12 protein-coding genes are annotated in these 11,173 nt (G+C 69.6%); 8 read left to right on the top strand and 4 right to left on the bottom strand.

The window, feature by feature from the left end; genetic code table 11:
* The first annotated feature begins 4 nt into the window (after nucleotides 1-4).
* The 8 genes from QNO11_RS15430 (at nucleotide 5) to QNO11_RS15395 (ending at nucleotide 7,611) form a co-directional block, all read left to right on the top strand.
* Nucleotides 5-1,225, top strand: coding sequence for a dipeptidase (locus QNO11_RS15430; RefSeq protein ID WP_257507386.1), 1,221 nt, complete (start codon nucleotides 5-7; stop codon nucleotides 1,223-1,225).
* A gap of 45 nt (nucleotides 1,226-1,270) precedes the next feature.
* Complete coding sequence (locus QNO11_RS15425) at nucleotides 1,271-1,993, top strand: GntR family transcriptional regulator (RefSeq protein ID WP_257507387.1); 723 nt, start codon at nucleotides 1,271-1,273, stop codon at nucleotides 1,991-1,993.
* Nucleotides 1,994-2,039: 46 nt separating this feature from the next.
* Entirely contained in the window at nucleotides 2,040-4,022 is a 1,983-nt protein-coding gene (locus tag QNO11_RS15420) for a M13 family metallopeptidase (protein WP_257507388.1), read from the top strand.
* A gap of 74 nt (nucleotides 4,023-4,096) precedes the next feature.
* A complete protein-coding gene (locus QNO11_RS15415; RefSeq protein ID WP_374113782.1) occupies nucleotides 4,097-5,005 on the top strand; it encodes a serine hydrolase in 909 nt (302 codons plus the stop codon).
* Nucleotides 5,006-5,144: 139 nt separating this feature from the next.
* The gene (locus QNO11_RS15410; RefSeq protein ID WP_257507389.1) at nucleotides 5,145-5,561 is read left to right on the top strand and encodes an MmcQ/YjbR family DNA-binding protein; all 417 of its coding nucleotides are present in this window, start codon (nucleotides 5,145-5,147) and stop codon (nucleotides 5,559-5,561) included.
* Nucleotides 5,558-5,935, top strand: a complete 378-nt coding sequence (locus QNO11_RS15405) for a nuclear transport factor 2 family protein (protein WP_257507724.1) — start codon at nucleotides 5,558-5,560, stop codon at nucleotides 5,933-5,935. Before QNO11_RS15410 ends, QNO11_RS15405 begins: the two co-directional genes overlap by 4 nt.
* Nucleotides 5,936-5,990: 55 nt before the next feature.
* Nucleotides 5,991-6,392 (top strand): MmcQ/YjbR family DNA-binding protein, encoded by a 402-nt coding sequence (locus QNO11_RS15400; RefSeq protein ID WP_257507390.1) that lies wholly within the window; start codon nucleotides 5,991-5,993, stop codon nucleotides 6,390-6,392.
* A gap of 106 nt (nucleotides 6,393-6,498) precedes the next feature.
* Nucleotides 6,499-7,611, top strand: a complete 1,113-nt coding sequence (locus QNO11_RS15395) for a 5-methyltetrahydropteroyltriglutamate--homocysteine S-methyltransferase (protein ID WP_257507391.1) — start codon at nucleotides 6,499-6,501, stop codon at nucleotides 7,609-7,611.
* Between the two features lie 18 nt (nucleotides 7,612-7,629).
* Here the strand turns inward: QNO11_RS15395 and QNO11_RS15390 are convergent, their stop codons facing one another.
* Genes QNO11_RS15390 through QNO11_RS15375 form a run of 4 tightly spaced genes read right to left on the bottom strand, consistent with a single transcriptional unit; the run spans nucleotide 7,630 to nucleotide 11,163 of the window.
* Nucleotides 7,630-8,625, bottom strand: a complete 996-nt coding sequence (locus QNO11_RS15390) for a VOC family protein (RefSeq protein ID WP_257507392.1) — start codon at nucleotides 8,623-8,625, stop codon at nucleotides 7,630-7,632.
* Nucleotides 8,626-8,646: 21 nt separating this feature from the next.
* Nucleotides 8,647-9,720 carry a 4-oxalomesaconate tautomerase gene (locus QNO11_RS15385; protein WP_257507393.1) on the bottom strand — a complete coding sequence of 358 codons (1,074 nt, stop codon included), beginning with the start codon at nucleotides 9,718-9,720 and terminating at the stop codon, nucleotides 8,647-8,649.
* Nucleotides 9,707-10,411: a 4-carboxy-4-hydroxy-2-oxoadipate aldolase/oxaloacetate decarboxylase gene (locus QNO11_RS15380; protein WP_257507394.1), complete on the bottom strand. Its 705-nt coding sequence runs from the start codon at nucleotides 10,409-10,411 to the stop codon at nucleotides 9,707-9,709. Before QNO11_RS15380 ends, QNO11_RS15385 begins: the two co-directional genes overlap by 14 nt.
* On the bottom strand, nucleotides 10,408-11,163 hold the full coding sequence (locus QNO11_RS15375) for a PIG-L deacetylase family protein (RefSeq protein ID WP_257507395.1): 756 nt from the start codon (nucleotides 11,161-11,163) through the stop codon (nucleotides 10,408-10,410). Before QNO11_RS15375 ends, QNO11_RS15380 begins: the two co-directional genes overlap by 4 nt.
* Between the last annotated feature and the right edge of the window lie 10 nt (nucleotides 11,164-11,173).

The raw sequence follows: 11,173 nt of genomic DNA, 5'->3' as shown, positions 1-11,173 counted from the left end.
ACCCATGGCCTCCACCCCCGTCCAGCCCACCACCCCCGCCGCCGCCTACGACGGCTACACGGCGTACGGCTACCTTGCCCCCGGCGCCGATTACCAGCACTTCGAGCTGGCCGAAGAGGTGGGCCGCGTGCCCGCGTATCGGATCGATCTGTCTGAGGCGGATGCCGCGCGCGCGGCACGCCTGATGGCCGACAACATCGTGCTGTCGCTGCACGAGCACGCGATCGTGCTGCCGGAGGACGGCGACCAGATCCGTCGCTACAACCGCACCGGCCGTCAGCGCACGGGGTATCGCGGGCTCGCCCACTCCGGGCTCACCGCCGTGATCGACAACTTCATGGCCGGCGCCTCGTGCGTCACCAGCCAGCACGGCTGGAAGTGGGACGACATGATCTACGCGCTCGGCTTCCGCCTGGCCGACCTCGCCAAGCAGGACTACGTGCGCCTGGCCACGTCCACGCAGGACATCCGCGACGCCAAGCGCGACGGCACGGTGGCGCTGATCGCCGGCTTCGAGTGCTCCACCATGATCGAGAACGAGCTGGACCGCATCGACATGCTCTACGGGTTCGGGGTGCGACAGCTGGGCATCGCCTACTCGCAGTCCAACATGCTCGGCTCGGGGCTCAGTGAGCGCGACGACGCTGGTCTGACGAACTTCGGCCGACGTGCCGTGGAGCGCATGAACAAGCTCGGCATGCTCATCGACATCTCCCACTCCGGTGACCGCACGTGCCTGGAGACCATCGAGCACTCTGCCGTGCCGGTGATGATCACCCACGCCGGTGCCCGTTCGGTGTGGCCGATCGACCGGATGAAGTCCGACGAGACGATCATCGCGTGCGCCGAGCGCGGCGGGCTGATCGGACTGGAGGCGGCGCCGCACACCACGCTCTCCGACGCGCACCCCACCCACTCGATCGACTCGGTCATGGACCACTTCCGCTACTGCGTCGATCTCGTGGGCATCGACCACGTGTCGTTCGGCCCTGACACGATGTTCGGCGACCACGTCGCCGTGCACCGTGCGTACGCCGGAAACTACGCGCAGAAGTCCCCCGACGGCATCGCGCACCCCCGCGTCGAATACGTCGAGGGACTGGAGAACCCGGGGGAGAACTTCTGGAACATCACCTCTTGGCTGGTCGCCAACGGGTACAGCGACGAGGACATCGTCAAGGTCCTCGGCGGAAATGCCCTGCGCGTGCTGGACGAGGTCTGGTAGAACCGGAGCAGGGCGGTGTTCAGCGACCTTCAGTGATGGGATCCGATGGCCAAGCGTGACAGCGTTGTGGACAGCACGGTCGCACAGTTGCGACAGCTCATCGCCACGCAATATCAGATCGGCGATCGACTGCCGAACGAGAAGCAGCTCGCCGAGGGCCTCGACGTCAGTCGTGGTTCGGTGCGCGAGGCCCTCGGCACGCTCGCGGCCGAGGGGGCGGTCACCCGCACGTGGGGGGTAGGCACGTTCGTCAGCGTGCCGCGGTCCACGTCGTCGCTGAGCATGGCGGCGATCGAGTCGTATCGCGAGCGGGTGCGGGCAGCCGGGCACGAGGTGGCACTGCTGCGCGCGCACTACGAACTGGCGACCCCGGAGCCGACGGCAGCGCGGGCCCTGCGCACCGGGCCGGACGAGCAGGTCTGGCGCGTGGAGCGGCTGTTCGCCGTGGACGGCGTGCCCTCGGCGCTCATGATCGAGCACATTCCCACGACGATCGGCGGCGTCACGATCGACCCGAGCGCGATGACGAGTCTGGAGTCGGGCCTGTTCGACATGCTCGACGCGCACATCCCCGGCATCGTGACGCACACCTCCACCGAGGTGGAGGCGGTCGCCGCGCGTGAACTCGAGGCGGCCGACCTGCGCATCGCGGTGGGCGCGCCGGTGCTGCGCACCGAGCAGTTCACCCTGTCCGATGACGACACCTGTCTCGCCCACGGCGTCACGGTGCAGCACACCGACGTGCTGCGCATGCGCATCGTCCGCTGAACCGGTCGCGACCGGCCGGCATCCGCGTGCCCCCTATCCTGGACGCATGACCGACGCCCTCCCCTCCGGCCTCGCGCTCGACGATCTGAGCCCCGAGATCCGCCCCCAGGACGACCTGTTCCGCCACGTCAACGGCGCGTGGCTGGCTCGCACCGAGATCCCCGACGACAAGGCGCGTTGGGGATCGTTCCACCTCATCGCCGAGCAGGCCGAGAAGGACGTCCGCGCGATCATCGAAGAGGCGCAGGATGCGCAGCCGGGCACCGAGTCGCGCAAGATCGGCGACCTGTACACGAGCTTCATGGACACCGAGCGCATCGCCGAACTCGGCGCCGAGCCGCTGCGGCCGCACCTGGACGGCGTGGACGCGATCTCGTCGATCCCGGAGCTGCTGGCCACCGTCGGCGGGCTCGAACGCGATGGCGTGGGCGGTTTCATCGGCCTGTACATCGAGCCCGACCCCGGCAACCCGCAGCGCTACGTCCCCTTCGCGTTGCAGAGCGGGCTGTCCCTCCCGGACGAGAGCTACTACCGGCTGGAGTCCTTCGCCGAGACCCGCACCGCGCACCGCGCGCACGTGCAGCGCATCCTGGAGCTGGCGGGGGTGGCCGATGCCGCCGCGCAGGCCGACCGGGTCGTGGCGCTGGAGACCGAGCTGGCCGCCCACCACTGGGACAAGGTGCGCAGCCGCGACGCCGTGGCCACCTACAACCTCAAGACCTGGGACGACATCCGCTCGCTGGTAGCGGTCGACCTCGACCCCTGGCTCGACGCCCTCGCGCCGGGGCGCCGCGAGGCGTTCGCTGAGGTCAACGTCAACCAGCCGTCCTACCTCGAGGGGCTCGGTACTCTGCTCGTGCCCGAGCGGCTCGAGGACTGGAAGGCGTGGCTGCGGCTGCACATCGTCCACGGCTCGGCGGCGTTCCTGTCCGACGAGTTCGTCGAGGAGAACTTCTCCTTCTACGGCACGCAGCTGACCGGCGTTCCGGTCAACCGTGACCGGTGGAAGCGTGGCGTCGGTCTCGTCGAGGCGGCGCTGGGTGAGGCCGTCGGCAAGGTGTACGTCGAGCGTCACTTCCCGCCCGCCGCGAAGATGGCGATGGACGAACTGGTCGCCAACCTCGTCGAGGCCTACCGGCAGTCGATCCGGGGCCTGGAGTGGATGAGCCCCGAGACCCGGGAGCGCGCCCTGGCCAAGCTCGACGCCTTCACCCCCAAGATCGGCTTCCCGGTCAAGTGGAAGGACTACGCGACCCTCGACATCGACGCCGGCGACCTCCTCGGCAACGTGCGGCGCGCGCATGTCTGGGAGCACGACCGCCAGGTGGCGCGGGTGGGCCAGAGCGTCGACCGCGACGAATGGTTCATGACGCCGCAGACGGTGAACGCCTACTACAACCCGCTCATGAACGAGATCGTGTTCCCCGCCGCGATCCTGCAGTACCCGTTCTTCGACGCCGACCGCGACGCGGCGGCAAACTACGGCGGCATCGGCGCGGTGATCGGTCACGAGATCGGTCACGGCTTCGATGACCAGGGCAGCCGTTTCGACGGCGACGGGTCGCTGCGCGACTGGTGGACGGATGCCGACCGTGCCGCCTTCGAGGAGCGCACCGCCACCCTCATCGCCCAGTTCGACAAGCTCGTGCCCGAAGGGCTCACACCCGACCATCACGTCAACGGCGCCCTCACGATCGGCGAGAACATCGGCGACCTGGGGGGCCTGGGCATCGCGCTCAAGGCATACGCGTTGTCGCGCGGTGCGGGCATCGACGGCGACCCGGTCGACGCGCCCGTGATCGACGGGTACACCGGCATCCAGCGTCTGCTGCTGAGCTGGGCGCAGATCTGGCAGCAGAAGGGACGGGATGCCGAGACGATCCGGCTGCTGACGATCGACCCGCACGCGCCCAACGAGTTCCGCTGCAACCAGATCGTGCGCAACATCGACGCGTACTACGACGCCTTCGACGTCACCGAAGGCGACGCGCTCTGGCTGCCCCCGGAGGAACGCGTAACCATCTGGTAACCCTCGCCGCTTCACCCAGACGTACGATCGATGTGAGCGCATCGCCTCGTCAGTGGAAGGACGCACGCGTGGGCATCCCCGACCCGCAACGCAGCAGCGAGACGCAGCAATCGCGTCGCGGCGGCCACCGCCGGCCGCGTCGCGCGGCTGCCACACGCCGCTCGTTCACGGCGACCTGGAAGGCCCTGGACGACCTCGCCGCCTCCGGCGCGCGCGTGTCGGTGCGGGTGGATGACCTGGACAGCGGGGCGACCCTGCTCGCGGGGGACGACCACGAGACCCTGCCGGTGGCAGGGCTTGGAATCGTGCCGCTGCTCATCGAGACGGCGGCGGCGTTCGAGGAGGGCCGGCTGGACCGGCTCGAGATCATCGACCGGGAACGGTTGCCGCGGGTGGCGGTGGCGGGAGTGTGGCAGCACCTGCTGGCGCCGGCACTGCCGTTGGCCGACCTCGCCGTGCTCGCCTCGGCCACCGGCGACGCGCTGGCTGCCAACGCGCTGCTCGGCCGGGTCGGACTGGACGCGGTGCGCGCCCGCCTCGAGGAGCTGGGGCTGGACCAGACGGCGCTGCTCGATGGATTCCGCAACGAGCGCGGGCCCGACGACGCCCCGCACGTGGCCGTCGGCACCGCGCGGGAGTTCGCGTCGCTGTTCGCCTCCCTCGTCAACACGCAGACCGTCTCGCCCGGGGTCAGCGCGCAGGTGTCGGAGTGGCTGAGCCTCAACGTGGATCTCACCCTGGTGGCATCCGCTACCGGTCTTGACCCGTTCGCGCACGAGGACGACGCCCACGGGCTGCTGTTCGTCAACAAGACCGGGCGAGGTGACGGCATCCGCTCCGAGGCCGGCGTGCTCGCCGGTCCCCGCGCCGGCGTGGCCTATGCCCTGCTGGTGGCGTTCGACGATCTGTCGATCGCGCACCGGTTGCGCGCCCACGACGCCTTCCGCACCCTCGGCGTCGAGCTCATGGAGTACGTCTACTGAGCCGTGGCGCTCGCCGCCGCCGTCGAGAAACCACATTCTGGATGAGAAACCACGCGATGCGTGATTTCTCATCCGAGAAGTGGTTTCTCGTGTGGCGCTCGGGGTGGTCCGGCCGCCGTGAGCGCGACAGGATGTCGGCATGGAGCATCCGCTGATGTTCGATCCGGACGATCCGCTGCTGGAGCGGGTGCGGGTCGTGTGCATGGCATACCCCGGCGCGCAGGAGCGGATCAGTCACGGCCGGCCGAACTTCTTCACCGTTCGCACGTTCTGCTACTTCGGCGGGGGCCAGCGGCGCGGCAAGGGCGATTGGCTCAGCCATGATCACGCGATCCTGGTACGGCCCGATCCCGATGACGAACCGGCGCTGCGCGCGGACGACCGCTTTTTCGTTCCCGGGTCTCTCGGAGCGTCGGGCTGGCTCGGCATCGACCTCGCCGATGCCGGCTGGGACGAGATCGCCGAGCTGATCGACGCGTCGTTTCGGGTGACCGCTCCGGCGCGCCTGGTCACGGAGTGGGACGCATCCGGGGGAGGGCGGGCGTCGTGGCGATGACGTCCGAAGAACCGGCCGGCGACCTGCGCGCGCTCGCGGCGGAGTTCGCGGCGGCGATCGTATCGAACGACGCGGACCGGATCGCGTCGTTCATCGGCCCCGAGTGGCGATTAGTGGATGCCGACGGGGTGACGACAAGAGAACAGTTCCTCGACGTGGTCCGCTCCGGCCGGCTCACGCATTCCCGTATGCACGCCGTCGGTGACGTCGACGTGCGGCGGTACGGGCCGGTCGGAATCGTGCTGGCGCGGGTGGTCAACACCGCGCACCTCGACGGCCGGACCTACGAGGCGGACGAGTGGACCACGGATGTCTTCGTCCGCTCCGGCGACGCGTGGCACTGCGTGCACAGTCATGTGACGCCGGCGGCCTGAGTCGGCTGCGACTCGCCTCAACCGCCGTGTCGGGGGTGACGAGTACGTTCGCGTCATGGCCAGCCTGGATGACGTGCGTCGCATCGCCCGCGGGCTGCCCGGCAGCCAGGAGCGGGGCATGACCGGCGGTGCGGCCTGGTTCGTGCGCAACAAGCTCTACGCGTGGGAGTGCCACCCCTGGCCGAGCATTCCCGAGGACATGCGCGCGATCATCGCCGCCGAGCCCGTGGTCGGGGTGAAGGTCGCCGACCGTGCCGACGCGCTGGCACTCGTGGAGATGGCGCCCGATGTGTTCCTGCGAACGACGACGCGGTGGAGCGAACCGAAGGTCGCGTTCCGCATGGCCGCAATCGACGCCGACCACCTCGTGGAATTGGTGACCGAGGCCTGGCGCGTGCAGGCGCCGAAGTACCTCCGCGCGCAGTTCGATGCGGCCCATCCCGTTTTCGGCGCCTGACGGCGGCGTCGCCGCAGCGCACCGTCACACGACGTGCGGGCCGCATACATTACCGTTCGCGTCATCGGGCCCGAGGTGACCGGATGCCGCGGCGTAGCATCGCAGCATGACCAGCCGCCCGCCGTTCCGAGCCGACATCGTCGGCAGCTTCCTTCGTCCCGCGGCGGTCGCCGACGCGCGCCGCCGACACAACGAAGGCACGCTCGGCGACGCCGAGCTGCGCGCCGTGGAGGACGAGGCCATCGCGACCCTCGTGCGGCAGCAGGCCGACAACGGACTGCAGGTCGCGACCGACGGGGAGTTCCGCCGCTCGTGGTGGCATTTCGACTTCTTCGGTCTGCTCGACGGTGTCGACATCGTCGAACTCGACCACGGCATCCAGTTCCAGGGGGTGCAGACCAAGCCCCGCGGCATCGAGATCTCCGGGCCCATCGGCTTCCCCGCCGACCACCCGTTCCTCGCGCATTTCCGCGCGCTGCAGAACGACGTGGCGGCGACCGGTGCGACGCCGAAGTTCACCATCCCGTCGCCGACCGTCCTGGACTTCCGGGTGGAGCCCGGGCACATCGATCCCGCGGTGTACGACGGCCACGCCGCGATCACCGACGACCTGGTGCAGACGTACCGCGACGCCCTGGCTGCGTTCTACGACGCCGGGGCGCGCTACCTGCAGTTCGACGACACCGCGTGGGCCTACCTGTGTTCGGACGTCGAGCTGCAGAAGGCGCGCGAGCGCGGCATCGACACCGACGGCATCGCCGAGCGCTATGCGCGGCTGCTCAACCGCATCCTCGACGGCAAGCCCGACGACCTGACGGTGACGACGCACGTGTGTCGCGGCAACTTCCGCTCCACCTGGATCTCCTCCGGCGGCTACGAGCCGGTTGCCGAGCAGCTGCTCGGCAACACCGGGTACGACGGCTACTTCCTCGAGTACGACAGTGAGCGTGCCGGCGGCTTCGAGCCCCTGCGGTTCCTGCCCGAGGGTGACAAGACCGTCGTGCTGGGGCTCATCACGACCAAGACCGGTGAACTCGAGGATGCCGACGAGGTGCGCCGCCGCATCGACGAGGCATCCCATCACGCTCCGTTGGCGCAACTGGCGCTGAGCCCGCAGTGCGGATTCGCCTCCACCGAGGAGGGCAACACGCTCACCGAGGACCAGCAGTGGGCGAAGGTGCGGTCGGTCGTCGACATCGCCGGCAGCGTCTGGGGCTGAGCCCGCGCCGGATCCGGGTCAGAGTTCGCCGGCGAGAGCCTTGCGGTCGAGCTCTTCCTGTCCCTCCACGTACGGCGTGCCGTGGGTGTGGAAGGTCGGGATGGTCTTCATGCCCCACGCCTGGCCCTTGGCGCGTTCGGCCTGCGTCCATTCGACGGTCGGCCAATCCGGGTCCAGCAGCAGGCGCGCACCGGCGTTCGCCAGTTCGATGCGGTTGCCGCCCGGTTCCCAGACGTACAGGAAGAACGTCTGGTTGATGGCGTGCTTGTAGGGTCCGTACTCGATGTGCACGCCGTTCTCCAGGAAGATGTCGGCGGCCTTGAGGATGTCCTCGCGGGTGTCGGGCGCGAGTGCGAAGTGGTGGAAGCGGCCGCGCTGGCGGGTCCAGTCGTCGGAGTAGACCACGTCGTACGACTTCTGGTTGAACCGGAACCACCGCGCGCCGAACCGGCCGGAGTCCAGGCGCACCCGCTCCGACTCCCGGGCGCACATGACCTCGCTCCAGAAGTCGCCTGCCGCATCGACATCGGCGGCGAGGTAGTTGATGTGATCCATCCGCCGCACGTTCACGCCGCGACCGGGGAAGGCGGATGCCTGGTTCTTCAGCGCCGGGCGGTCCTCATCGTCCGGGACGTACAGCTCGGTGTCGTAGTGGATGCCCATGAGGTGCCCGTCCGGGTCCTCGAACTCGTACGACCGCCCGACTCCTACTTCGGGTTCGCGCCAGCCGTGCCCGAGACCGCTGCGTTCGATCGCCGCGACCCGGCGCTCGAGGGCCTCGGGGCCGGACGCGCGGTACAGCGTGCGCCCCACCCCGTTCGTGTCGGATGCCGTGAGCTTGAGCGTGTAGAGCTGGTACTCGTCCCAGCAGCGCAGATACGCCGAGTCGCCGATCCGGGCGATCTCCCGCATCGCCAGCAGGTCGCGGAAGAAGTGCAGGCTCTCCTCGAATTTCGGGGTGAACAGCTCGATCCCGCCCAGATGGGCGATGTCGTAATTCTCGCTGGTGGCCATGGCCTGTCCTCTCTGACAGTGCTAGCGACGGGGACGCGGGAAGACCGCGCCGTCGAAGATCTTGCGGGCGGTGCGCACCGACATCGATGACGCCTGCCAGCGACCGTCGGCATCCTCCGTCACGGTGACCGCGGCGGGAAACGTGCCGGTGGGGTGCTCGATGTCGGTGGCATCCGAATCGAGCCGGGCGATGTCTGCACCGACGGCGCCGGGGAGGCGGATGCCGGCGGCGACCGATGCCGCCATCAGCACGCCGATCGAGGTGTGCACACGGGTCGGGATGAACGCCCGCGTCGCGATCGCCCCGCCGCGGCGAGGGGGCGAGAGCAGGATCAGCTTCGGCACCGTCTGCGCGGCGACATCCCCGAGGCCCATGCGGGATCCCGCCTCGAGGCGGATGCGCTCGAGCGCAGCGTGCAGGTCGGTGCGGGCTTCGAGGTCGGCAGGGGACTCCTCGCCGGTCACGGCGAACTCGTCGGCGCGGAGCAGCACGACCGGCATCCCGTTGTCGATGAGCGTGACCCGATGACCGTCGATCTCCTCTGCCACCTGTCCGGTCGGCAGCAGCGGCTTGTCGCCGCCGGTGAGGTCGATCGCGATTCGCCCCGCCGTGCCCGGGACGCCGTCGATCGCGGTGTCACCGTCGTAATCAGGGACCCCGTGCGGTGTCGGGAAGGTCGCCGTGGCGATGTCGCCGGTGTTCAGCAGGCGGATGCGCACGGTCGTCTCGGCGTCGGTGGCGGTGATCAGCCCCCGCTCGAGGGCGAACGGTCCGACACCGGCGAGCAGGTTGCCGCAGGTCTGGGCGTCTGCGACGACGGGTTCGGCCACCGCGACCTGCAGGAACAGGTAGTCGACGTCGACGTCCGGATGCGGGGACGCCGAAACGACGGCGACCTTCGACGTCAGCGGGTGCGCCCCGCCCAGCCCGTCGATCTGGGTCGGGTCGGGGCTGCCCATGATGCGCAGCAGCAGGTCATCGCGGTCGCCGGGATCGGCGGGCAGATCGGAAGCCACGAAGAACGCGCCCTTGGACGTTCCGCCGCGCATCAGCATGCAGCGGATGCCGTCGCGCGCGGGTTCAGCGGCCGCCACGGTCATACTCCGCCTGCGTCACGAACTGCACACCGAGGTCGGCCAGCACGGGGCGCAGCCGATTGATGTCCATGGAGATCTCACCGGCCCGGTAGCGTGCGCGCTTCGCCGCCTCGCTCTGGGCGCGGGCGCGGGCCGCCGTGAGCGTGGCATCCGCGCGTTCCCGCGGCACGATCGTCACGCCGTCGTCGTCGGCGACCACGACGTCGCCGGGGCGCACCTCGGCGGATCCGAGGAACACCGGCACGTTGACCGAGCCGGCGGTGTCCTTGACGGTGCCCTCCGAACTGATGTGCGCCGTCCACACCGGAAAGCCCATGCGCCGCAGTTCCTGCGTGTCGCGGACGCCCCCAGAGGTGATGTACGCCCGAACGCCGCGGGTCTGCATCTGCGTGGCCATCAGCTCCCCGATGAACCCGTATGCCGAGTCGGTGACCGGGACGACGACGATGACATCTCCCTCGCGGGCCTGCTCGATCGCGGCGTGCACCATCAGGTTGTCGCCGGCGGCGACGCGCACCGTGATCGCGGTGCCGGAGATCGATGTGCCCTGCTGGATCGGCCGGATGCGGGACCCCGCGTAACCGAGCCGGCCCAGCGCCTCATGCACGGTCGCGGAGCCGAACTCGGCGAGGGCAGCGGCGGTCGCGGCATCCGCCCGTGCGATGTCCGTCACGACGACGTGCGTCATTCCAGCACCCCGGTGACCTGCGGAAAGTAGCGCATGTAAGCCTCGCCCATCGTGTCGTGGGCCAGCCCGAGGTTCGGCCCGGCGTTGCGCTTGAGCTGCACGCCGCGGCGCACGGCGAGGTCGGTGTAGTACGACCACATGTGCTGTTGCGCAGGCAGGCTCTCCATCGCGGCGCGCTTGGCAGCGAACGCCTCGGTGATGTCCAGCAGCACGTCGGGCGTGAAGCCGCACTGTTCGGGCTGATGCGGCTCGAAGAAGAACACCGGCGGGGCGCCGATGACGTCGTCTTTCGAGGGGAACGTGCCGTCGGAGCCCGCGACGCCGATCGCCTGCGCGAGGACGCGCGCCTGCAGCGCCATGCGCGCCGCGGCGGGGTGGTCGCCGTTGTACGGATCGGCCAGGGTGTGGGTGAGCACCACCGTCGGCTGCACGCGCCGATACACGTCCACCAGCGAGGCGACTGCCTCGGGGGACTCGAGCAGCGGGTAGTCACCGAGATCCAGGAACTCGATCTCGGCGCCCAGCGCCGCGGCGGCCGCCTGGGCCTCCGCCCTGCGGATGTCCTTGATCTCATCCAGCGACTTGCCCTGCAGCCACTGGCTCGCCGATTCGCCCCGTTCGCCGTAGCTGAGGCACACGACGCTCGCCCGCTCGCCGCGTGCCGTCGCTGCCGCGATCGCGCCGCCGGCCCGCCAGACGAAATCGCCGGCATGGGCGCTGACGACGAGCATCGACGGGGTGCTGTGCGGCATATCCACTCCT

Source organism: Microbacterium sp. zg-B96, assembly GCF_030246865.1.
Lineage (GTDB): Bacteria > Actinomycetota > Actinomycetes > Actinomycetales > Microbacteriaceae > Microbacterium.
Note: the sequence above shows the minus strand (reverse complement) of the source record. Positions and strands in the feature narration are given on the sequence as shown.